Raw genomic sequence first — 24,284 nt, forward strand, 5'->3', positions numbered from 1 at the left:
CGCCGTTGGTTACCTTTAATTCTGCTTGCTTAAATCTGGCGCCGGCACGTAGGTCATCATCAATGCCAGCGGGATCAAAATAAGTGCGAGTACCCCCAACACTAAATAAGCATCAATTACCGACAGCACCATAGATTGCTGGGCAACGGTTGTCCCTAGGGTTGATGCGTCTAGCGCTTGTGGAATGGCCCCATCAACAAGGCCTGCATGGTCAAGTAACATGTCGCTATGAAAATGACTGCGAACCGTTAACAATTGGCCCACTATCGCGCCACCAATAAGCGACCCAAACACCCTAAAAGTGTTAATCGCCCCCGAAAAATAAGGGCCTTCACTTGGGTCTAACACACTGGTCATTAAAAATAAAATCGATACCACGGCCATAGGTTGTCCAATGGCTTGCAGTAACTGAGCCACTAAAAATTGGTCGCGATTCCACTGTGGGGTCAGCTGTGCTCCCGAAAAACAGGCCAAAGCAATAATGCCTAACCCAATGGCCAGCATCACCCGAGAATCGACCCACTTTTGGTACAACAACAATGCCACAACAGACCCTAACACCAACTGCGGTAAGGCAATTAACTGCCCGATTGGCGCAATTTGCATAACCCGATAATCTTGTAACCCCGCAAGGTAGTTTGACGGCAACATCGACCCAGACATCAACACCACAAGTAGAAACGTTAATAAAATTGTGCCGATTAGCAGGTTTTTACGTGCCATTAATTGAGGTTTAATAAAAGGTGCATCATGGTGCCATTCGGTCAATACGTAACAGCCAAACAAAATCACACCGCCAACTAACGACACGACAATTAACGGTGAGTTAAACCAGTCAAGGCGCACACCTTGATCTAGTGCGATAGTAAGTAATAACAGCGATATCACGCCGCAAAACATCCCAAGCCAGTTGCCTTGTGCAAAGCGGGCGTATTTAACCCCTTCTTTAGGTAAACCCCAGCCTACAAATAGTCCGGCTAAACCGCACAAAGGGATCACTTGCCAATATATCCAGCGCCAGTCCGACAAACCGTCGGTCCATAAGCCGGTTAACCACACGGCTAAATTAGGCGCAAATGTGGCGGTCATCGCATACAACGCCAAACCATGTAAGCGAATATTAGGGGGTAAAAACTTCAGCGCCGCCATCATCAAAATAGGAATTAACGCGCCACTACTTATGCCCTGAACAAAGCGAAGTCCTATCAACACATCTAGATTTTGAATAAAAGGCAAAATAGCCGCAATAAGTGCGCACACAAAGACCATCGACAGATGAAAACGTCTCACCGACAAAGTGATAGCAAACCAAGAGGCAAATGGCATCGCAATAAGCTCGCCCATTGCGTATGCAGTCTGCAACCAAGACGCATCGTCAAGGCTGACCCCCATCACGCCGCGCACATCCGCCAAACCAAGCGACCCCACACGGTTATTAAGGCCAGACATCATTGCCGCAATAAAAATACCTAACAGCCCAGCTAATACCTGATTAGGTATGCCAAGGGTGTGTTTTGGCACAACTGCAGCAGGTTCAGAAAGTACCGCTGAACTCATTTGGCCTCCCCAGCTGTTGTGATTAGCATTGCGCTATTTTCAGTAACGGGTTGGCTGTTATCCCAACCTCCGCCAAGCGTTTTATATAAACTCACCACCGCGATTTCGGCTTGAGTGGTACTGTTATTCAGTTGGATCTGGCTGTTAAGCACTTGCCCTTTTTGCTGCAAAACAGCTAAATGATCACTGGTGCCTTGTTGATAATTGCGCTCAATCATCTTCATAGCTTGCTCGGTGTATTGGTGCGCAATAGACAATTTATGCTGTTGGCTTTGTTGTGCGCGCCACGCATCGATAGCGTTATCCACTTCGTGCCAGGCAGCCAACACGGTTTTGCGATAACTCAATGCTGAACTCTTTTGCTTTTCTTTTGTTAACTCAAGTTGCTGAGTTAACTTGCCGCCTGAAAAAATAGGTAAATACACTTTAGGGCCAACAGTAAATGAGCGCGAATCCCAGCCCAGTAAGTCACTGCCTTCAAAAGACTCAAGCCCCAAACTGCCAGACAAGGTCACTCGAGGATAAAAATCAGCTTCTGCGACACCAATTGCGGCAACGGCTGCGTGTAAATGTGCTTGTGCTTCAAGAATATCAGGGCGACGAGAGGCTAAATCCGACGGAACCTCAACCGGCACACCTGCTGGCAGTTGAATCGGTTTATTTGATGTAGCTAATATGGCATCTAATGCCCGAGGCTGCTCACCGAGCAATAATGCCAAGGCATTCATTAATTGATTACTGCGCATGGTCAGCTCAGGTAGGCTTGCCGTTAATGTGGCTAAGTCGGTTTGAGCACGAATAGTATCAAAATGGGTACCAACACCGTTGTCTTCACGGCTTTGCATTAACGCGACAATCTGTTCAGCGGTTTGTTGCTTGTCTAAGCTAATGGCTAATTGAGTTTGTGCATTGCGCAATTGCAAATATGCCTTGGCAACTTCAGCAGCTAAGCTGACACGAATGGCTTCACGCTGATATAACGACGCATCTAATTTGGCGCTAACTTCTTCTGTCGCCCGCTGCGCACGGCCCCAAAGATCGAGCTCCCAACTGGCATCAAAACCTGCCGTCCAAAAATTTTCGGCCTCCGACGGTGCGCCTAATGCCACCATCTTGCCATTTTCACTATTGCCTTCGCGGGCATAACTTGCGTTTGCAGAGAGTCTAGGTTGTTGGTCGGCTGCTGTGATCCCCAACGCCGCACGGCTTTGCGCAATTCGGCTGGTCGCAACTTGTAAGTCCAAATTCCCTTGCTGAGCGATAGTTTCTAATTGGGTTAATATTGGGTCATTAAATATTGTCCACCATTGTGAGGCATTTTGTGATGACACATTTTGGGGTTGCGAAAGCACAGCTTGTTCATTCAAACCATAGTCAGATCGCGGCGTAGAAGTAACCTGAGAAAAATCATTGGTTGATATGTTAAAATTAGGGCCAAGCGTACACCCCGACAACACCGTAAATGAAACAGCTAACGCCAGTATATTGCGCGAATATCTACTATTTATACAATTAACAATCATCACTACATTCCCAGTTTTAACAAAATATAACACCCAACGCTTGAAGTACTGTACCGCTCGGTTCAACAAGAAAGCCAAATAAAAATGTCGTTAGTGATTAAAAACTAACGAACCATTAAAATAACAAGCCAATTAACTAATTAGGTAAACACAATTGTACTGTACCGTACGGTTTGATATAATGCCAATATAAATTCCCTATGTCAAGAGAGTGCTAATATGAAAAACTCCCAAATAGATCCATTAGATCTAGCCAAACTCTCGCTAGACCTCAGCCCTAAAGCTCGAACCGTATTGAATGCCGCGACAAAAATATTTTTAAGTCATGGTTTTAATGGTGCAACAACAGATATGATTCAACGCGAAGCGGGTGTATCAAAGTCTACGGTATATGCTCACTTTGCCAACAAAGAGAAGCTCTTTTTGGCCGTCATTCAAAGCGAATGTGCATCATTTACCGCGTCACTTAACGGTATTAAATTCACCCCAGGTAATATCACCGAAAGTCTTGCAGTATTAGGCAGAGCCTATCTTAATGTAGCCTTATCGGCACCAGCATTATCCTTATATCGAGTTGTCATTGCCGAGGCTCCTCGCTTCCCTACTCTTGGGCATATGTTTTATAACTCTGGTCCAAAAGTTGTCAAAGCAATGGTCGCAGACTGCTTAACTCAAGCGCATAACGCTAAAGAGATTGATTTAAACAATATCAATATTTCCGAGGCTACAGATGTCTTTGTAACGTTATTACGCAGCGAGCTTCACTTAATATGTTTAACCCATCCAGATCAAGCACTAAACAGTGCCACGATTGATCGCTGGGTAGACATTGCCATCAATACTTTTTTGCGATCTTACGGTAGCCGAAATCCCTGAACAGCAAGGGTCGCGCTGCACAATTACCCGCTGGGCGATATCACATAAAACATTATTGGCAATTGGCATTACGTTATACTGGTAAGCAATAATGCGATAGAAAACCGTTACTCATTGGGTTCGTATAGCTAATTTACTGGATCTCAATGCGTTAATAGTCTCAATAAAGGACCTTAATGACCAATCCTTACTCTGCTAAACAATGGTTACAGCTAAGTATGCAGCAGCAAGGTTTGTTGCAGCCTTTGGGGTCGTTATCAGAATTGATGCAGCAATTAAGTTATGTGCAAATAGACTCTATTAATGTGGTCGAGCGCGCACATCATCATGTGTTGCACAATCGCCTAGCAGATTACTCTCCTGCCATGCTTGACGAGGCTATGAACGATAAAACCGTATTTGAATACTGGTCCCATGCGGCGGCATATTTGCCCATAGATGATTATCGTTTTAGTTTGTATCGCAAACAACAATTACAACAAGGCGATAAACATTGGTTTGAGCCTGAGCATAAAGTCATGCGCGAGGTAAAAGCCCGCATAACAGCCGAAGGACCACTCAAAGCCAGTCAATTTACACATAATGCTGATATTAAAAATGGATCATGGTGGGATTGGAAACCCGCTAAAAAAGCGCTTGAACAATTGTTTATTCAAGGCGAGTTAATGGTGGCTAAACGTGACAAGTTTCAAAAGGTGTATGACTTAACCGAGCGCGTGTTACCAAACTATATAGATACCACAGTGCCCAGCGACAGCGAGTTTGCTCAGCATTTAATTAAGCGTTATTTAATGGCCCATGGCTTTGGCAATTTGCAGCAAATTCAGTACCTACGCAAAGGCCTTAAACCACTACTGACCAAAACCTTGGCGCAAATGTGCGAACAAGGCGACATTGCCAGCTTTACCGATCAACACACCAGGCAAGTTTACTTTTATCAGCCCAAGCTTACGTTACCCACAAGCATTCCCAATAAAGTGTGGCTGCTTAATCCCTTTGATAATTTAGTTATTCAACGGCAAAAACTTCAGCAATGGTTTGGTTTTGACTATCAAATCGAGGTGTATGTGCCTGAGGCTAAACGCCAATACGGTTATTACTCGTTACCCATTTTATGGCGAGACCGCTTTGTTGGACGCGTGGATGTAAAAGCCGATCGTAAAAACCAATGTTTATTACTGCAAAACCTGCACATTGAAACCCAAATATTGACGAACCAGCATGATGAGCCACATGACAAGGCGCATTTGGTTTCTACACTCATTGAAGCGATTGAACACTACACTCAGTTCAACAACTGCCAACGTTGGCAGCTCTTACAATGTAACGATAAAACGATTGCCCAGATGTTACTCAAAGCAAGTCAACAGGGTATTTAACGGCCCCTCTGAACCCCCAACACTGCTCGCCCTCACCAAGTAATAAGTGACTCAACACAATACATGCGGTTGTATGTAATGTTGTTCACGTTTTAAACATTTATTACCATCCCCGATTCAATAGCTTGAGTTAAGTCACTAACCTCAAATTCGTTGTGAGATACCTTCAAAAGGCTAAAAATAATAACAACCTACATAAATCCTATATGGGGAGTACACACGATGTTTTATATACACATGCTGCTGTTACTAGCGGTGATATTTGTTGGTATCCGCCATGGCGGAATCGCCTTTGGTTTATTAGGCGGCTTAGGCGTATCGGTACTGGCATTTGTATTTGGCGTTGCACCTGGTGCTCCACCCATAAGCGTAATGCTGATTATTCTGGCGGTGGTCGCGGCCTCGGCAACACTAGAGGCAACCGGCGGCTTAAACCTATTAGTCAAATTCGCTGAGAAGATATTACGCAAACATCCTGAACATATCGTATTTTTAGGCCCACTATGTACTTATTTTCTAACCGTTCTGGTTGGTACTGGCCATTCGGTTTATCCACTTCTACCTGTTATTTACGATGTAGCCTATAAAAAAGGCATTCGTCCTGAACGCCCTTTAGCGATGGCGACTGTCGCCTCGCAAATGGGCATTACCGCCAGCCCCATAGCAGCAGCTGCTGCGGTAGTATTAGCTACAGCAGTTGATAATAACCTTGATATCAGCTTAATCGATGTACTCATGGTGACCATTCCAGCAACCTTAATTGGTTTGCTTGTAGCCTGTACCTGGAGCTTAAAGCGCGGTAAAGATTTAGATAAAGATGAAGAGTTTCAGGCACGATTAACCGATGCTGATTTTCGTGAGGCGTTAATCGATCCACAAGATGACAATGCCGAAACACCACAAGCACAATCAACCGCTAAGAAAGGCTTAATCGTATTCTTACTGGGTATTCTGGCCGTTATCATAGTGGCCATGTTCAGTAAGGAGCTACTCCCTACTGGCGTCAGCATGTCGGTCGCAATTCAATTTATGATGCTATCCGTCGGTGGTGTCATATTACTCGCAACCAATATATCGCCTAAAAAGATTGCCACCAGTAATGTGTTTACCGCCGGTATGACCGCGGTAATCATTATTTTTGGTATTGCCTGGATGAGTGACACTATTATTGAGCACCATAAAACCTATTTGGTGAGCGCGGTGAGCGACATTGTCAGCGTGTACCCATGGACATTTGCTATCGCGATGTTTGTGTCATCTATCTTCTTAAAAAGCCAGGCGGCAGTATTAACCATTATGCTGCCATTAGGATTTTCACTCGGCATTCCAGCACCAGTATTAATTGGTGTCCTGCCAGCGTGTTATGCCTACTTCTTCTTCCCGTTCTATCCAAGTGATTTGGCCGCAATCAGTTTCGACAGAACCGGCACCACGCATATTGGTAAATACGTAATCAACCACAGCTTTATTATTCCAGGCTTTATCGGCGTAATCACCGCAACATTTGTGGGTTACTTTATTTCAATGGCGATTAACTAGCCCTAGCTTGTAATTTGGCTTTGAGCGTTAGGCTAAGAACTAAAGTGATAAACCGCTAGTGAATTGCCCCCAATAAGTCGCTAGCATCAATAATAATGGCAGCCAACGTGGCTGCCATTATTGTTTTTAATCATTGTGCATCTAAAGACCGAAGAGCTAAAAACGAAGACCTAAAAAACTAAAATGTTCTGATGAGTTATCGACAGGTTCATGGGTTAATCCGCCCACCACATAGTCTTCTACAACGCGCCGTAAACCCATCCATGGGGGCTTGACGAAAACATCCTGTTTTCAACAGTTGCCTATGCCAATATGGTTGGCTTTGATGGAATCAAATAAGCCTAAACAACGGTAATACCACAACGTTGTAGGAAATCGAAAGTGTCATCATAAAACTCAGACAGCCTTGTTTTATCAGAGTCATCTCCACTAGGAACAAAAATAACCATCCCTTGCCTCGCCCTAGTCAGCAGCACTCGGTAAGCATTCTCTAAATAAATTTGAGTTTGTTCTTGTTGGCGCTTTTCCCATTTACTTCCGCGAAATCGCCAATGTTCTTTCCCAGTAGGTTTAAATCGAAAATCACCGTCCCAAGCAACTAAACACCAATCTAACTCTAAACCTTGAACATCAAACTCAGTCGCAATATCTTCCAAAAAATGAGATGAGCGAATATCTTCTGGCTGACCTAAAAACCAATCTTTAGGTTCAATTTTGTTTTTTACAAAAATACCTTCCGCTTTCAAACGTATTGCATTTGATGAAGCAAGCATGCCAATACTTTCAGTAGCTCGACTCTGTGACTTTATCCACTTCTTTGCAGTGTCTAAATCTCGAGTCACTTTAATAGGATATAAATGCGAGAACGTAGCGAATAATTTCCGAGCTAATACGCTATTACCTTCAATTAAATAATGAATAAAGCTTGATAGTTTTTCCGCCCTGAATGACCGCATCGAAGTTGCTAAATGCAAACAGGGTAAGATTGTTCCTTTTGATAAATGGCTAGCGGTTAAATTTGATGCAACATATTCCCCATTTAGTAAATCTGCAGAGTAATAAGCATCCCAATGACTAAATTTTTCGTCTAGTGCATTAAGCCAACCTAACAACCCCACCTCTCCGGTGTTAATTTCTTGCCCTCCACCAACCAGAGCAATAATTACGGCCCAATCTTCGTGACGATCCATGACTTCAATGAGATATTCGGGTTCTGATTTATTAAAGCCTATTTGATTGCGTTTTGTTTGCATGAACTTACTAGTTTGCTCTTTATTCCAAGCTCTTTGTGCCTCATCAAATATTGCGACCTGTTCAGGCGGAACCGCGCCAGATAAAGAGTCATCCCTAAACTTATGAATATTTTGAATAAACTGCTCTGTCTGTCGTCGGCAAGATGCCAGTGTATCAGCAGTTCTTACTTTTCGATCACGAGCTAAGGCCTCTTGTAACACCGCCACTAAAGGGCCATTGCCACTCAAGAATACTGAATACTCTTTCTCTTTTGGGTTTGAATGAGTACTCGCAATATTTAATCCAACAAGTGTTTTACCCGCACCAGGGACACCGGTGACAAAACAAATCACTTTGCGTTTTCTTTCACGGGCGTCTTGTATTAGCTGCAATAATTGCTGACTTGTTTGGCCGATATTTTGAGTATCCGCTTCACTTTTAGCAATATCCTCAACGTTATGTTGGGCATAAAGAGCTTGTGCAGCTTCGATAATTGTTGGAGTCGGTAAGTAACCAGATGCAGCCCATTGGTTAGCATCAAACTCAACCTGCTTTAAAGATGTAGTTATTTGATTAATTGCATTAAGTATTTGACCTGAATGAATAGCAATCGGAGAAGCTACGTTATCAAATGCAAAGTCTAATTTGAATAATGCTTGCTGGGATGTTGGTTTAGCTAAATTCGTAGCAATTAAAATGGGCACGATAAATTTATCATGACTGCCACTATGAAAGTTTTTTAGATCGAGTGCATAACCATGGGCTTGCCTTAAATCGGCATGATTAATTTGTTGTGCACCCACTTTGAATTCGATAACAAAGATGACACCTTTCACCACAAGAACAACATCAGCACGTCGTCCCATTCTTGGGATCATAAACTCAAAAAAGATATGTGTATTATCAGTACCACATAATTTCAGTTCTCTTTTGAGTATATCTATTTCAGCTCCCCAAGCTCTGGATTGCTGATGCTGTAGTTGCTGAGTATGAGCTGCGGATATTTCACCACTTATAGACAAGGCGTCAGCAACTAAAAACTGTTCGAGAGGTGCGGAATAAAATGCTCTGTTAGACATATTTATTCCTTGAACTTAAAATCAAGAAGTTGCTTAGGAGATAACTCCAAAGCTTCTGCTAGTTTGACAATATTGATCAAACTAACATTTCTTTTCCCTCTTTCGATTCCACTGATATATGTCCGATCTAAATCAGCTTTTAGCGCAAGTTGTTCTTGTGATAATCCCTTTGAAATCCTTAAACTTTTAAAGTAGGCACCAAATGAAACTAGTATCAAATCTTCCATGAAAAATCCTAAAAAAAGGTTTTCATGATGATGCAAACATGTAGACAATGAGTCTACGGACTATAAGTCACATATTAAGATTTAACTCACACCAACAACACATATCTTGTACTTCTACCACCCGCGCCAGTCTTGACCAAACACTGTTGATCCACAAGTTGAGCCAAATGTCGGGTGGCAGTGGCGCGGCTGACTTTAGCGACTTTTTGATATTGGCTACTGCTTATCCCATCATTAAAGTCACCATCGAGTAACCTATTCAGCACTTTCACTTGTTCTGTGGTTAACGCTGGAGTGAGTAAGTGTTGCTCAACTCGACGCCAAAACTGGGTTTTAGCAGTAGTTTGCTCAATGATATTGAGCGTGTGTTGAATAGCGTCATTTAAGGTGTCTAAAAACCACAGCAACCAAGGTGTGATATCTAAGCCACCTTGCTGGGTAGACTCTAATATTGCGTAATAGGCTTTGCGTCGCTCAAGAATACTAACTGACATTGTGTAAAAATGAATCGAGCGATGCTCAGCTTGCGCGAGTGCTAAGTCGGTGAGTAAACGCGTTATACGTCCATTACCATCATCAAGCGGATGCAAGGTGACAAACCACAAATGAGTGATGGCTGCTCGTACTAGCGGATCAAGGTCAGCCTGTTTTCGTGATTGATTAAACCACTCAATAAACTCCGTTAAACTTTGGTCTAGCGTATCTCGAGGAGGCGCTTCAAAATGAACAGTAGGTTTGTCTAAACGGCCCGATACCACTTGCATAGGCTCGTTACCACGTAACTTACCGCCAACAACAGGATTAAACCCCGTTTGGTTTTCTGGAAACAACATTGCATGCCAATCTAGAATCCGCATTAAGCTCAGCGGTTGTTGCCAGTTTTGTAGCGCATCTAAGGTGATATCTGCTAAACCATCAGTTTGCGTCGTGGTGGGATAAGGTTTTTCTTCACTCACGCCAAGCTTATTCGCCAGAGAGGAACGGACAGAAAATGCGTTAAGCTTTTCACCTTCAATAGCACTTGAATGAACAATATTGGCCAGCATGGTATCGAGTGTCCATTGACTAGCGGATTCAGAACCTATTTTACCCAGCAGCAAACCTTGGTTAAATTGAATTTGCCTCAATAATGCACTTATACGAGTATTATCCCATACAAACTCTGGCCATTGTTGTTGCTGCCAAATCCACATAATGACCTCTATTTAACTGACTAAAATATTTTTTGATGCGAACACTAAGCGATTCTACTCATCAAATGAGGCAAATAGCAATTTATTCGCCTCATACTATGAGGCGAATAAGTGTATTAATTGCCTCATAACAGTACTAGTCACCTCTATAACACGTTAAATGGCCATTTCGGTATAATCATTTACCGACAGAACAACCCCGAAGCGATAGCAAGTTAATGACATCTAAGCTGACTGATTTATCTTTATCACCACATCTTGCTGGCTCTAAACTAACGTTGAAAAGTAAAAAAACTTAGTTTGGAAAACTAAACTTTTACGGCAATGATTAACGTGCAAATGACAAAACTTAAACTTTTATAGATAATAAAGTTTGAATAATGAACAAAACACGTCAATAATCAACGTATATTTAAACCTAATCAAACCAGATGCGATAGTCAAACATGCTGAATACTAAAGCCAGAACACAACTACAGAATGCACTGCCTTTGGATATGGTAGCCACAAAACCATGGCTTGAAGCACAAGGGCTCAGCCTGCACTTTCTGGACAATGCTGTACGTAGCCGAACTTTAATTCCCCTCACCGCTGGGGTTTATGTAAGACTGGAGGCAAATCTCTCCTGGAAAGGTCTTGTTGCTTCTGTACAACGCATGTCAGATAGTCCTATTCATGTGGGCGGCTTAACAGCGTTAGAGCTTGAGGGTTTAGGGCATTATGTGTCTATCGGCGATAAACCTAAAATACAGCTTTATTCTAATTCCGCATTACCTCGCTGGCTGGACAGAATCGATATTTCAGCAGAATTTGAATGGCATGGCACAAAACGTATATGGCCAGAAACACTGATGCTCAATAGTCAATATCTACGACAAAACACGTGGAGAGAAGCACTCCCTCCGCTTTTTTATTCTTGTCCAGAAAAAGCGATTCTTGAGCTCTTAACCACAGTGCCCCAACACACTAGTTTTGAACACGCGGATCAAATTATGCAGGGGTTGAGCAACCTTTCACCACGTAAGTTGGATGTCTTACTTAAAGCCTGCTGCAGCATCAAAATTAAACGGCTATTTCTTTGGCTGGCAAATAGACAACAACATGCCTGGTTTAAGTATCTGACACCTGAACAATATGACCTAGGAACAGGCAAGCGACTTATCGCACAAAACGGCAAACTAGAGCCAACTTGGCAAATCACTATACCCAAGGAGATGTAACCAAGATGGATAGAAAAAGCCATTACTATCGACAGGTCCAACTGTTACTACAAGTTATACCCTTTGTTGCCCAGCACGATTGCTTTGCTCTTAAAGGAGGGACAGCAATCAATTTGTTTGTACGTGACTTTCCAAGGCTTTCCGTTGATATTGATCTGGTATTCCTGCCCATGATGGCAAGGCAACAAGCCTTACTGACAATTAAAGAGAACTTAGATACATTAGCTTCATCCATTATAAACAGCATCGATAACACCCGCGTTATTCGTTCATACCAAGATAAAATTGATGCGCTACGTCTATTAGTCGAACGAAATGGTGTTCAAATTAAAATAGAGCTTTCTCCAGTTCTACGTGGGACAGTTTACGAGTCAAAACTCATTTCTGTGAATGAAGCTGTTGAAGATGAATTTGGTTTTGCTGAAATGGTAGTTGTGAGCTTTGCCGATCTGTATGCGGGTAAGATTTGTGCGGCGCTCGATCGCCAACATCCAAGAGATCTTTTCGACATAAAGCAATTACTTGATAACGAAGGGCTTACCGATGAACTGCGTAAAGCACTACTGGTATATATTATAAGTCACCCTCGCCCAATCGCCGAACTACTAAATCCTCATTTTAAAGACATCTCAGATGTGTATCGAGGTGAATTTATTAACATGGCTGAATACGATATCCCACAGACAGAGCTTGAGGCTGCACGGGAACAGTTAGTGAAAATAATAAACATCTCGCTAACACGAGAAGAGCGAGCATTCTTATTGTCATTCAAAAACCGATCACCCAACTGGTCACTGCTTGGACTTTCCGGTGTAGAACAATTACCCGCCATACTTTGGAAGCAGCAAAACTTTACTAAGATGCCTCCAGATAAGCATGCATATGCTTATGACCGGCTTAAAAGAGTTCTTGCTACCAAGCCCGCTACTCCAGTTTAATTTAAGCATTCAATTTGTTGAAAATAGCAATTTATTCGCCTCACAAACTGAGGCGAATAAAGTTGTTTATTGCCTCATTACTCTCATTAGCAAACTCAATAACACCTTGGCTGGCATTTCGTTATAATCATTTATTGATTCAATAACCTTCAATTTCAATAACCCAATGCGACTGTAATAAATGACATCCAAACTGACTGAACCGACTAAATTATCCTCAACGATGCCAAAACCCACTTTGAAAAATGAACAGGCTAATAAAGTATTTATTATCGGCCTGCCGCGTACGGGCACCACTAGTGTGAGTGTGGCATTACTTGAACAGGGATTAACGGTTGCTCACCAGGCGTTTACCAAGCAGGCGTTTATGCTGGCCGATGCGGTGTCTGACGCGCCGTGTTTTAGTGATTATCAGCAGCTTGACAGATTATTCCCCAACGCTAAGTTTGTTTATTTAGACAGGCCATTAGATAAGTGGTTGCCGTCGATGCAAATGTTGCTTGGCCGAATGATGGTGCATTTAGACAAAGACAATGGCCGCTTTCATCCGGTGATGAAGCGCAGTTTTAATCATTGCTTTGATATATGGCAGGTTGAAGATGTAGCAGATGAAGTCCACTTAACGGCTTGTTATCAGCGCCACCAGCAGCAAGTGTTGAGCTATTTTGCTGGCCGAAATGACTTTATATCCATTGATATAAGCGTTGCAGGTAGCCTTACTGCCCTATTGCTGTTTATCGGCTTACCTCTGGCAAATGAGGCTGAATGTTCGCAGCTAAATGGCCCACAACTGAACTTTCCACAATTAAACATGGGCCGTAATGTGGCTAGTTGGGATGAATATAAACATCCCAATAAAATCAGCGCCAATGCATCTGGCCCTGACAAGCGTAAGTTTTTTGATTACCGCCTCGATTAGAAGCGTTACTTATCTTTATCCTGCGCGTTATCTTTAGCGCGCTTTTTCTTGGCCACTGTAAGCCAGTCTAGGCTGACACCCGAAATAGCGTTAAAGCCACGGATACGGAAAATAAGGGTAAGCAGTTCAGGCCTTGGACGCGCTTTGGGTTCTACGGAGCGCGGAATAAACCACAATGCCACCAGCGATCGCATGATGGTCGATATCATAAACACTAAAAATATTGGGTTGGTTAACCAAGTATTTAAACCTGTCCAGATTAAAAACGCTTCGGCATACGAGGCAATAACGCCTCCCAACATCGCACCAATAAATACAAAACCGGCACTTAATGCCGCCTGTAATGCTGCGTAAGTAGCAAAATCACTGCGAAAAGGTCGAATATCATAAAGATAATTCGCAGTACTTAAGGTAAAGCCGCTCCAGGCTAAACCGGAAAAAGCTTGAATGGCGAGAATGTATAAATAGTTATCAGAGAACAGCCACAATAACGGCAAACTCGGAATGAGGCAGCTGGTAATCATCATCACTAACCGATTACCGTACAGGTCGCTAAAGCGGCCCCAAAAACGCAAGGTAATAAATTGAGTAAAGATAGAGGCGACGCTCGATAACACAAATTCAAAATAGGTAAAGTGCAGGTCTTCTAGCATGTATACCGCAAAAAACGGTGCCGATATGGCCACCATGCACTGCATACCCGCCACAAATAAACTGTAATGACGGAAGGTTTTGTCTTTCCACGCCTGGCGAAAGTTATATAGGGTTTGGCTAAACACCCCAGACGCTTTGGCCGCTCGCGGTTCTGGGTCGTGCATTTGCAACAGCAACCAGGCTGAAGCAAAACGCCCCATTGAGGCAATCGAAAACAGCAAGCTAAAGCCTAACCACGCCATCTGAACTGAGTCGGTTAGCGTTAATATGCCGCCACCGACAAAAAACACACTTAGCGAAGCCATCATAGTTAAACGGGTACGAGACGCAAAAAAAGCACCACGGCGGCGCTGCGGTACTATCATGCCCATCCAGGCACGCCAATGTGGCTGAATTAAATTAATAAATCCTTGGTATAACACCGCTAAGCCGATAAATAGCCATACGGCATTTTCGGGCCTAAATGCCGCCAGCGCACCCATACCCAATACCACAACAGCTTGCAGCGCGGCGCAAACCACAATAAATTGCCGACGACTAAAATGACTCGCCAACCACACAGACAATAACTGCGCTAATGAACCAAACAATTGCGGCAAGCCTGTTACCCAGCCCATTTGGCCTAAACTGGCGCCTAAAAAAATCGCATAAGCATTAAAAAAGTTATCACTGGTAGCGGTCATGGTTGACGAGGCAACAGCCTCTTGCTGGCTGCGACGTAGCGTGCATCGAAGCCACGACAGTCTGTCACGACTGCGCGAACAAGGATTAGTATTGCTAAACGAAGGTTCTAAAGCCATAAGAGGTTTGAATGCACGCCATTGATAAGTAACTGATTAAGGTTATGGGTTTACGTCAGTGTTTAAAATTATGGCTGATAAGTGCCCAGCTAACAATCTATGGCGATCACATAATCCACTATTGTGATTGTAAGCATAAGTGCGCACTGTGCTGGTATAAGCTCCTTAAACACAAAAGCCCTGTCGATATAAATCGACAGGGCTTTTTGCACATCAACAATCAATAACGCTTTTACTTAACAAAACGACACTAACCCTTCAGACTCCGATTGTTCTGGCAGCTTTTGTAACTGTTTTAACAATAATGGGTTACCCAGTAAATACGCCAACTCTTGGCGGGTAAATAGGCTGGCTATATTGTGTTGGCACTGGGCCTCTTGCACTTTAACTCGGGTAATGGCTTCTAGCGACTCAACGGCTGAACCCGCTAAACGATGCGGTTTTTTGTCGATAACGGCTAAATGTAATGCCATGAGCTCAGCGTCTTGCAGCAATCGATATAAAGTCCACGGCTCAGCAATCGCTTGCACATATTCGGCACGACGCGCTTGCGAGTCTACGCTAAGTTGCGGTGCGCTTACCTCTTCTGGCGTGGCCAAAATACCTAAGCTTTTTACCCATAAACCAAAGCGCTCTGAACCGGTCATGGCAGAAAGCGGCACAGCAAGCCATAAACCAATTAGCGCTGGGCTCATCCACGCCAATAAGGTAAGCGAATCAAGCACTGCGGCGTAACCCAATAACGCACCCATTAACATGTGCCAACGATGACGATAAATCAATGTTAGCCAAGGTAAGCTACCGTCGTCACGACGTTGTGGCGACCAACCACTGTCGCGGCCGGCTAAAATAGACATCACCGCACCGCAGTGGATCAGCATCATTATTGGCGCAATCAGTGCAGACAATATCACTTCGATTATTACGCTAATCATGGCTTTGCCTCTGCCACCTAACTGCTTACTCATGATGTTATTTTTCAATAACAATATGACACCAAGGATTTTTGGACCAAACAATATGCCCATGGTGATATAGAACAACCGTAACGCACGGTCGGAGTCCATGACTGGCCAGGTGGGGAATAGCGAAAACTGGTCGGTAAAATATTCTGGGCGAATAAAGTGTGCCTGTAGTGCCAGCATTAAACCCGACAAAATCAGCATTAACCAGAATGGCGATGACAAATACGCCATTATCCCTGTGAGTAAATGTAAGCGGCTGACCCAATGCAATCCTTTACTAAACAATATTCGCGTGTGTTGTAAATTACCTTGGCACCAACGACGATCGCGCACTGCTAAATCGACAATAGACGGTGGGCATTCTTCGTAAGACCCTGGAAGGTCTGCAGCAATCACTACGCTCCAACCAGCACGCCGAATGAGCGCGGCCTCAACAAAGTCGTGGCTCATAATATGGCCACCAAAAGGCGGTTTACCGGCTAAATGCGGTAAGCCCGCTGCGCTCATAAAAGCTTGGGTGCGGATAATGGCATTGTGGCCCCAAAAGTTACCTTCTTTATGCGCCCACCAAGACAAACCTGTACCAATCACTGGCCCGTAAATCCGCGCCGCAAACTGTTGTAACCGTGCCATAAGCGTGTTGCCATTGACAAGGTAAGGAATGGTTTGGATAAGCCCTGCGTCAGGATCTGCCTGCATCCGTCTCGCCAAACTAACAATGGTATGAGTTTCCATTAAGCTGTCGGCGTCTAACACCAACAAGTGATCGTATCTGGCGCCCCAGCGTTTGCAAAAGTCGGCCACATTACCGGCTTTACGGGCATCATTTTTACGGCGACGGCGGTAATACACCCGCGCATCTTTGCTCACTTTATGGCGCAAAATCAAAAACGCCTGCTCTTCTGCCAACGCAATATCGGGGTCGGTAGTGTCGCTTAATATAAACCAGTCAAACACATGGCTTTCGCCCGACGTAACTAATGCCATCGCCATCACCTCAACCGCGGCAAAAACGCGATCAGGTGACTCGTTATAAGTCGGCATTAATATCGCGGTGCGGGTATGCAGCTTTATGCTTTCGGCAGTTTCTGCAACAGGCTTTTTAAGGAGCATAATAAAGCCGGCAATGCCGCCACTAAATGCCAAAGCAATCCAACAAAAGTTAACCGCAAACAACACTAAAACAATGTATTCCAGCGGCGTTACGCCGCCGACATTAAATACCGACACCATTTCGTAAATGGCCATAACCGACATAATAAACGCGCTGCCAACTACTAACAGACGACGTAATCCGTCTGACTTTACGCCATTGGCAAGAATACTTTTACGTGGCATGCCATCGGACAGCGCACGTAAACTTTGTGCTTCCATTGGGCTTGGTCGCTCTAATGGCATGGCTGCACCACCGACCAATGTAGGCTCGGTAGCATTTGTATCGAACTCAGTTTGCATCGTGTTCATGCTTAAAGCGTCCAGCGATAAAGCCAGGTTTCGACATCTCGTGGGCCTGTAAATTTAAGCTCGGCGCGCAATTCAATCAATTCAGCATCTTGTGGGTCCATTTCAAACGCCAAACGATAACCATTGGTTTTAGGCTGACGAGACACCACCACATTGGTTACCGAGCCGGCTGAACTCTGCACTTTGGCGACCGGGATTTCATCGTTATTGCCTTCTTTCACTTGATAATCGATAACAAACAAACGTCTCGGTGTCGCTTTGGCTATTTCAGCGCGGCCACTGGCGGTGCGAGCAACAATAACCGTGCCATCGTCAACTTCAGGCTCGCTGCCCCAAATTAATCGATAAGTAAAATGAAACTCGCTACCGGCGGCAATAGGTTGTTTCGGTTTCCAGTAACTGACGATGTTGTCATGAATTTCAGAGTCGGTTGGAATTTCGGTTAACACCACCTCACCTGCGCCCCAATTGCCGACCGGTTCAACCCATAAACTTGGACGACGCTCATAATGGGCTTCGAGATCTTGATACGCATCAAAACTACGTTCACGTTGAATTAAACCAAACCCTTGCGGCGAGTTGTCCATAAAGGCACTGACTTGCAATTGCTTTGGATTAGCAAGCGGACGCCATAAACGCTCGCCGCGACCATTTAAGATCAATAGCGCATCAGAATCATGCACTTCTGGCCTAAAGTCATCGGTGTTTTGACGGCCATTCATAGAATGTAAAAACATACTGGTGCTTGGCGCTAAGCCAACTTTAACTAAATCCACACGTGGAAATAGCGTTGCTTCGACATCGATATGAGTGTTGTCGCCAGGTCTCACTGAAAATCGGTATGCCCCAGCAACGCTTGGACTGTCGAGTAACGCATGCACCACAATTAAGTTACTGTCACTGTTTGGGCGTTCAACCCAAAAGGCACGAAATATAGGAAACTCTTCGCCTTCTGGTTCAGCTGTATTTAACGCTAACCCTCTTGAAGACAAGCCATAATCGCTGCCTTTACCTAATGCACGGAAATAACTCGCGCCTTGGAATACCATTAATTCATCAAAATACGCAGGGGTATTTAATGGGTAATGAATACGTAAACCCGAATAGCCAATATCCTGGGTCGGTAAACGCTGACTTAACACATCACCTGCAGTAAAGAACTCTGAGTTATAGGCTAAATGGGTGGCTTGTTTACCTTCAACCAAAGCAATTTCAATTAAGTCCTGGAAATAAAAACCCCGATGAAATAACTGCATTTGATATGGTAAGCCTTCGGCTTTCCAAATTGAGGCATCTGGCTTAAAGCGAATATCGCGATATTCATCATAAGATATTTTGGCTAACCCTGGTGGTAATGGGTCTTTAAGTTCTACATATGGCTTTTGCGCTAATTTACGCGCAATTTTAACCACTGAATCAGAATCAAAGTTAGCTGTTTTAGCAAAACGCACTTTGGTTTCTATGTTCAGATTATTAGGTGATTTAACTATCGCTTGTTCATCTGCATAGGTTTGCAGCGGTATGGTCACGCTAGGCGATGTGGGTGTGGTAATCGGTGGAGTAGGTTCTTGTGCGGCAAGATTAAAACAAAGCCCTGCGGCCATGGCTAACGACAAACGCGTTAGCGCTTTTTTTGCAATGTGAGATGAGACCGAAGTACGACAACTCAGTAAGCTAACCATAATAGGCTACCTAAAAAATACAGCGTTAATATGCGAGTTTCAGAGCGGTTATTGCGGCAAAATATCTTGGTACACAACCCTATGCTCTATTTCGCGAACGATATCAGAACGCCAAAAAATTGCACAAGTATTCATCAATAAAACCCATTGCCGCCTATAACATTTTAATCTAATCATATATCAAAATATAACGTAAAAAATCACGTTATTGATTGCTACTGCACCGCCTTTTACGAAAAAAGGCAAACGGTTAGCTGTTATGCCCATTCTGACTTCAGTGTGCGCTTTTAGGCAAATGATCCGCATAGCATTCGACACCGCCTTTTGCCACTATTGAAGCTCAAGTTATTGAAAATAAATATCATCAATTGCCAAATCAATGGATGACTCCACAAACAAAAAGCCCTGTTGGGTTTAGCAACAGGGCTTCATTCACAACTGACTCGTTAAAAAATTACGCTTTTTTAGCCGCTATTGCTGCTTGCACTTGATTGATGGCGGTGCCACCTAATACGTCACGCTTTTCTAAACACGCTTCAATGGTAAGGTTTGGATACACGTCATCGCTGATCACTTTGGCAAATTTTTGCAGCTCTACCACGCTTAATTCTTCAATCGGCTTTTGCTGAGCAATGGCAAATACCACCACCTCGCCCACGACATGGTGCGCTTCACGAAACGGCATGCCTTTAGCCACAAGATAATCTGCTAATTCGGTTGCGTTAGCATAACCTTGCTGAGCGGCTACCAAGGCTTGTGGACGATTTACTTTTAAGCCCGACAATACTAATGCCGCCATGTCTAAACAAATGGCCCAGCTGTCAACCACATCAAACAAGCCTTCTTTATCTTCTTGCATGTCTTTGTTGTAAGCCAGTGGCAAGGCTTTCATGGTGGTTAAAATACCCATTAAGCTGCCATATACTCGGCCTGTTTTACCACGGATAAGCTCTAACGCATCTGGGTTTTTCTTTTGTGGCATCAGTGATGAGCCAGAAGTGACTTCATCTGCTAGTGAGATAAAATTAGCTTCGCCAGAGTTAAAGAAAATTAAGTCTTCTGCCATACGGCTTAAGTGCATCATGCTGATTGACGCCGCGCTACACAATTCAACCACATGGTCGCGATCCGACACGCTGTCTAAACTGTTTAAGGTTGGGCGAGCAAAGTTTAATGCTGACGCTAATGCATGGCGATCAATCGGGTAAGCTGTACCAGCGAGTGCGCCAGAACCTAGCGGACATGAATCAGCACGGCTTAATGCATCTTGCAGGCGGCTAATGTCGCGCTCATACATTTCTACATAGGCTAGCGCCCAATGGCCAAAAGTCACTGGCTGTGCACGCTGTAAGTGAGTGTAACCCGGCATAACCGCATCGACTTCACGCTCGGCTAATGCTATCAACTCTGCATGCAAAGTGCCTAGGCGTGCTAGTAATGCAGCACCTTCTTTTTTGCACCACAATTTTAAATCAGTCGCGACCTGGTCGTTACGTGAACGACCCGTGTGGAGTTTTTTACCTAAGTCGCCAACTTTGGCAATCAGCTTTTGCTCAACAAAGCTGTGAATGTCTTCTGCGCCGTTACTGATAATGGCTTGTGGATCATTACCCACCTCCACCAGCAATTCATTTAACGCCGCTTTTAAATCTGTGCATTCTTGCGCGGTAATAATCCCTACGCTGGCAATGGCGTCTGCCCATGCAATTGAGCCGACAACGTCTTGTTCAAATAAGCGATAATCAACTGGCAATGAGTCATTAAATAACTTAAAAAGTGCACTGGTTTCGCCCTGAAATCTTCCGCCCCATAACGCCATGTCGGTATCCTCTGTGTTGAAAATTGTTTTAAGAACTGGCTGTTCAATAATATAGGTGTTAAGTATTTTCTTTCTTGTGATGACTCTTTAGATTATCCAAAAGTCATTATAAGAAAGGCGCTTCGCAGCGCCTTAAATGGTATTGGCGTAAACCTTATTTAGTGTTTAACGCACGAATACGACTTGCTAAAGAGTACAAACGGATAAAGCCTTCAGCATGCTTCTGGTCATACACGTCATCTTCACCAAAGGTGGCAAAAGATTCTGAATACAAGCTGTTTGGCGAACGCTTTTTAACAGCTGTCGCCTGACCTTTGTATAGCTTAATAACGACATCACCGTTAACAGATTCTGCTAATGATTCTGACGCTGCGATAAGTGATTTACATAAAGGCGTAAACCAACGACCGTCGTAAACTAAATGCGACATTTGGCCAGCAATCTGTTCGCGCCAGGTACGGCTGGTTTTATCTAAAACCAATTCTTCAATGGCACGCAGACCAGCAAACATCACGGTGCCGCCTGGTGTTTCGTAACAACCACGAGACTTCATGCCCACTAAACGGTTTTCGGTAATGTCGATACGACCTACACCGTGTTTGCCAGCAATGTCATTTAGCTTCATGAGTGCGGCATATGGCGATAATGCTTCATCGTTAACATGAGTCACGCGACCATGTTTAACCGCTAACGAGACATATTCAGGTTCATTTGGCGCATCTTCTGGTGCTACTGTTAATGTCCACACGCCTTTTGATGGCTCGTTCCATGGATCTTCTAACTCGCCACCTTCGTGCGAAATGTGCCATGCGTTTGCATCACGGCTGTAAATTTTGGTTGCTGATGCGCTAGTTTTGATATCACGTTCAGCAAGGTAAGCCAATAAATCTTCACGGCTACGCATTTCCCACTCACGCCAAGGTGCAATCACTTTTAAGTCTGGTGCTAATGCTGCAAAACAACCTTCAAAACGGACTTGGTCGTTACCTTTACCAGTACAACCATGACATACCGCGTCGGCGCCCACTTTACGGGCCACTTCGACTTGCGCTTTAGCAATAATAGGACGCGCCATTGACGTTCCTAGCAAGTAGGTACCTTCGTAAATAGCACCCGTTGCGATAGTTGGGTAGATGTAATCGGCAACAAATTCTTCTTTAAGGTCGACGATATGGCACTCAGAAGCTCCTGACGCTAAAGCTTTTTCTGTTAAGCCAACGAGCTCTTCTTCGCCTTGGCCTACATCGGCACAAAATGCGATGATTTCGCAGTCGTCATAGGTTTCTTTTAACCATGGGATAATAGCCGAAGTATCTAAACCACCTGAGTACGCCAATACCACTTTTTTAACACCGGTTTTTTTCACTGCATTAGACATGTTTATTTCCTAAAATCGATTTCGTATATGGTCAATGTTAATAACGCCTACGGCATTATTGCCTTAATTTTTGAATCACTTAAGTAAGGTGACTAAGTTAATAGTGCGACTAACTTAATAAGGTCACTAATACTGCATTTTGTGCATGCATGCGGTTTTCTGCTTGATGTAAAATCAATGAACCTTCACCATCCATCACTTCATCGGTCACTTCCACACCACGGTGTGCAGGTAAGCAATGCATAAAGAATTTAGCGCCAGCTTGAGCCATGAGCTCACTATTTACTTGGTACGGTGCAAAACGGGCTTTAATGTCAGCAAGCGGGGTTTCATCACCCATAGAAATCCAGGTGTCGGTGTAAATAGCATCATGGCCTTCAATGGCATTAATGTCTGCACTTAGGGTTAACTTGCCACCATTTTGCTTTGCTAACGCTTGAGCTTCAGTCACGATCAGTGCATCAGGGAATGCCCCTTCAGGACAAATCACTGTCATGGTCATGCCCAAAATCGCTGCACCATAAATCAACGAATGAGTGACATTATTACCATCACCAACATAAGCCAGTTTTGCTTGGCTTACATCATCAAACTGCTCAGATAATGTTAAAAAGTCAGCTAACGCCTGGCATGGATGATACAGATCAGACAAGGCATTAATGACCGGTACACTGCCATGTTTAGCTAATTGCTCAATGGTGGTGTGCGAGTATGTTCTTGCCACAATGGCATCGGCCCAGCATGAAATGTTTGTCGCAAAATCAGCGACCGTTTCACGCTGACCTAACGCACCATTTTGTTGGTCTAAGTATAAGCAGTGGCCACCTAATTTATTAATGCCAATATCAAAGCTGACTCGGGTGCGCAGTGATGGTTTTTCAAACAACATCACAACGCTTTTACCATCTAAGGCGCGACGGTACTCAGCTGGGTTATTCTTAATTTTTTTAGCCAGTTCAAGAATGGCTAAAAGCTGAGATTGAGTTAACTCTTTTATCGACAATAGGTGCTGCATATACTTCTACTCCATTAAGGTTGTATTTGAGTCCCGACGGACCCACCTTTGACTAAGGTTTTTAATTGTTCGGCGTCGCGCCATGAAGCCACTTGCACGGGTTTACCCATCCATTGAGCGACTTCTAATGCGGCTTCTACTTTGACTTTCATGCCTTTTTCAATCACCCCTTGGGCAACAAGATGTTCAATTTCGCTTTTGTTTAAACTATGAATTAATTGACCTTTACCGTCTAATACACCCGATACGTCTGACAATAGCACTAACGTGCCGTTCACTAATTTTGCTAACGCTGTTGCGGCCTGGTCGGCGTTAACGTTTAACATTTCGCCCTGGCTAGAAATAGCAATCGAACTGCAAATAGGCATCCAACCCTGGTTTAAAATAAAGTTTAAGTAGGTGGCATCTTTGGGCTCAACTTCGCCCACCAGCCCTAAACGTTCATCTTTGATTTTAGCGGTAACCACATTGCCATCACCTAAGCTCATGCCTACGCTAACAATGCCAGCTTTAGCAGCTGCGGCTTGTAAAATTTTGTTTGAGGTACCTGCTAGCGCGCCAACAATAATAGGGATTTGATCTGCTGGCGTAACACGTAAACCGTCTAATTTAACGGTTTCTTTGCCGTTAGCGGTTAATTGCTCGTCAACCAAACAACCACCGCCATGAACTAATATGACTTGTTGGCCAGCGGCAAGCATTTCGGCTGTGGCTGTCATTAAACGCGCCATACCCATTTCGCATTGTAGTAATGCGCCACCCACTTTTAGGACTAATACTGATTTTGTAGCCATTATGTTGATTCCTTTACTAATGCGAGTTAA

The 24,284-nt window shown here is 43.9% G+C and carries 18 protein-coding genes; 6 read left to right on the top strand and 12 right to left on the bottom strand.

Annotated elements, in window-relative coordinates:
* Nucleotides 1–15 precede the first annotated feature (15 nt).
* Both AC19MV_RS18765 and AC19MV_RS18770 read right to left on the bottom strand, forming a co-directional pair.
* Nucleotides 16–1,557: an MFS transporter gene (locus tag AC19MV_RS18765; protein WP_498309450.1), complete on the bottom strand. Its 1,542-nt coding sequence runs from the start codon at nt 1,555–1,557 to the stop codon at nt 16–18.
* Nucleotides 1,554–3,080 (bottom strand): efflux transporter outer membrane subunit, encoded by a 1,527-nt coding sequence (locus AC19MV_RS18770; RefSeq protein WP_498309452.1) that lies wholly within the window; start codon nt 3,078–3,080, stop codon nt 1,554–1,556. The genes AC19MV_RS18765 and AC19MV_RS18770 overlap by 4 nt, the downstream gene beginning before the upstream one ends.
* Before the next feature lie 219 nt (nt 3,081–3,299).
* Between AC19MV_RS18770 and AC19MV_RS18775 the strand changes: the two genes are divergently transcribed.
* From AC19MV_RS18775 to AC19MV_RS18785, 3 genes are all read left to right on the top strand, one after another.
* Nucleotides 3,300–3,956 carry a TetR/AcrR family transcriptional regulator gene (locus AC19MV_RS18775; RefSeq protein ID WP_498309453.1) on the top strand — a complete coding sequence of 219 codons (657 nt, stop codon included), beginning with the start codon at nt 3,300–3,302 and terminating at the stop codon, nt 3,954–3,956.
* A gap of 176 nt (nt 3,957–4,132) precedes the next feature.
* Nucleotides 4,133–5,335 (top strand): winged helix-turn-helix domain-containing protein, encoded by a 1,203-nt coding sequence (locus AC19MV_RS18780; RefSeq protein WP_498309455.1) that lies wholly within the window; start codon nt 4,133–4,135, stop codon nt 5,333–5,335.
* 222 nt (nt 5,336–5,557) lie between these two features.
* Nucleotides 5,558–6,874 carry an anaerobic C4-dicarboxylate transporter gene (locus AC19MV_RS18785; RefSeq protein ID WP_498309456.1) on the top strand — a complete coding sequence of 439 codons (1,317 nt, stop codon included), beginning with the start codon at nt 5,558–5,560 and terminating at the stop codon, nt 6,872–6,874.
* A 341-nt stretch (nt 6,875–7,215) separates the two neighbouring features.
* On the opposite strand, the gene AC19MV_RS18790 is transcribed toward AC19MV_RS18785, so the two are convergent.
* From AC19MV_RS18790 to AC19MV_RS18800, 3 genes are all read right to left on the bottom strand, one after another.
* Nucleotides 7,216–9,186, bottom strand: a complete 1,971-nt coding sequence (locus tag AC19MV_RS18790) for a DUF2075 domain-containing protein (RefSeq protein WP_498309457.1) — start codon at nt 9,184–9,186, stop codon at nt 7,216–7,218.
* Between the two features lie 2 nt (nt 9,187–9,188).
* Nucleotides 9,189–9,413 (bottom strand): helix-turn-helix domain-containing protein, encoded by a 225-nt coding sequence (locus AC19MV_RS18795; RefSeq protein ID WP_498309459.1) that lies wholly within the window; start codon nt 9,411–9,413, stop codon nt 9,189–9,191.
* Between the two features lie 86 nt (nt 9,414–9,499).
* Nucleotides 9,500–10,606 carry a Fic family protein gene (locus AC19MV_RS18800; protein ID WP_498309460.1) on the bottom strand — a complete coding sequence of 369 codons (1,107 nt, stop codon included), beginning with the start codon at nt 10,604–10,606 and terminating at the stop codon, nt 9,500–9,502.
* A gap of 446 nt (nt 10,607–11,052) precedes the next feature.
* Between AC19MV_RS18800 and AC19MV_RS18805 the strand changes: the two genes are divergently transcribed.
* From AC19MV_RS18805 to AC19MV_RS18815, 3 genes are all read left to right on the top strand, one after another.
* Nucleotides 11,053–11,826, top strand: a complete 774-nt coding sequence (locus AC19MV_RS18805; protein ID WP_498309462.1) for a type IV toxin-antitoxin system AbiEi family antitoxin domain-containing protein — start codon at nt 11,053–11,055, stop codon at nt 11,824–11,826.
* Nucleotides 11,827–11,831: 5 nt separating this feature from the next.
* Entirely contained in the window at nt 11,832–12,764 is a 933-nt protein-coding gene (locus tag AC19MV_RS18810; RefSeq protein ID WP_498309464.1) for a nucleotidyl transferase AbiEii/AbiGii toxin family protein, read from the top strand.
* Between the two features lie 181 nt (nt 12,765–12,945).
* The gene (locus AC19MV_RS18815) at nt 12,946–13,683 is read left to right on the top strand and encodes a sulfotransferase family protein (RefSeq protein WP_498309466.1); all 738 of its coding nucleotides are present in this window, start codon (nt 12,946–12,948) and stop codon (nt 13,681–13,683) included.
* A gap of 5 nt (nt 13,684–13,688) precedes the next feature.
* On the opposite strand, the gene AC19MV_RS18820 is transcribed toward AC19MV_RS18815, so the two are convergent.
* From AC19MV_RS18820 to argB, 7 genes are all read right to left on the bottom strand, one after another.
* Nucleotides 13,689–15,137 carry an MFS transporter gene (locus AC19MV_RS18820; RefSeq protein ID WP_498309468.1) on the bottom strand — a complete coding sequence of 483 codons (1,449 nt, stop codon included), beginning with the start codon at nt 15,135–15,137 and terminating at the stop codon, nt 13,689–13,691.
* 236 nt (nt 15,138–15,373) lie between these two features.
* Entirely contained in the window at nt 15,374–17,557 is a 2,184-nt protein-coding gene (gene mdoH / locus AC19MV_RS18825) for a glucans biosynthesis glucosyltransferase MdoH (protein ID WP_498309488.1), read from the bottom strand.
* 11 nt (nt 17,558–17,568) lie between these two features.
* Nucleotides 17,569–19,248: a glucan biosynthesis protein G gene (locus tag AC19MV_RS18830; RefSeq protein ID WP_498309470.1), complete on the bottom strand. Its 1,680-nt coding sequence runs from the start codon at nt 19,246–19,248 to the stop codon at nt 17,569–17,571.
* 454 nt (nt 19,249–19,702) lie between these two features.
* On the bottom strand, nt 19,703–21,067 hold the full coding sequence (gene argH, locus AC19MV_RS18835) for an argininosuccinate lyase (protein ID WP_498309472.1): 1,365 nt from the start codon (nt 21,065–21,067) through the stop codon (nt 19,703–19,705).
* 154 nt (nt 21,068–21,221) lie between these two features.
* Entirely contained in the window at nt 21,222–22,445 is a 1,224-nt protein-coding gene (locus AC19MV_RS18840; protein WP_011635684.1) for an argininosuccinate synthase, read from the bottom strand.
* A gap of 109 nt (nt 22,446–22,554) precedes the next feature.
* Complete coding sequence (locus AC19MV_RS18845; protein WP_498309473.1) at nt 22,555–23,460, bottom strand: ornithine carbamoyltransferase; 906 nt, start codon at nt 23,458–23,460, stop codon at nt 22,555–22,557.
* 14 nt (nt 23,461–23,474) lie between these two features.
* Complete coding sequence (argB, locus tag AC19MV_RS18850; RefSeq protein ID WP_432403651.1) at nt 23,475–24,254, bottom strand: acetylglutamate kinase; 780 nt, start codon at nt 24,252–24,254, stop codon at nt 23,475–23,477.
* Nucleotides 24,255–24,284: the final 30 nt, after the last annotated feature.

This window comes from Shewanella sp. MF05913 (genome assembly GCF_059758095.1).